This window comes from Pseudomonas sp. MWU13-2100, assembly GCF_023242365.1.
Lineage (GTDB): Bacteria > Pseudomonadota > Gammaproteobacteria > Pseudomonadales > Pseudomonadaceae > Aquipseudomonas.
In genome coordinates this window covers 1-479 of record NZ_JALLIX010000155.1, presented here as the reverse complement: position 1 = coordinate 479, position 479 = coordinate 1, and the positions used below count along the sequence as shown (strand labels likewise).

Below are 479 nucleotides of genomic sequence, written 5' to 3'. Positions count from 1 at the left end.
GCGCTTCTACAACAGTCGCGACGAGCGGCGCGACACGTTGCTCGGTACGGGTTGGAGCCTGCCTTATGAAATCGGTGTGCGCATCGAGGCGCATCCCGAAGGCGGCGAGCGGCTGATCTATACCGACGAACAGGCACGGCGTATCGACATGGGGTCGATCCCCTTGGGCGGCGCGGTGTTCAGTCCGGGGGAAGGACTGGCCGTGCGGCGCAACGCTAATGGACAACTGCTGATCGAGAGCGATGACGGTTTGTATCGCCTGTTCGAACCGGCCCTGGCCGATCCTTCGACCTTGCGCCTGAGCCAGTTGGGCGACCGCAATAACAACCGGATCTACCTCGACTACGACGAGTCGGGGCGCTTGGTTCGGCTGCGCGATACCTTCGATATGGTGCAAGTGGCGCTGATTTACAGCGCTCAATGGCCTCGGCGGGTCGGCCAGATCGAACGGTTGTACGCCGATCAACAGCGCGAAGTGC

Annotated in this window: 1 protein-coding gene; it reads left to right on the top strand. The window is 62.2% G+C overall.

What is annotated here, in order from left to right:
* The coding region (locus tag M5B99_RS29820; protein ID WP_248807483.1) for a DUF6531 domain-containing protein at nt 1–479 on the top strand (479 nt) is incomplete at both ends.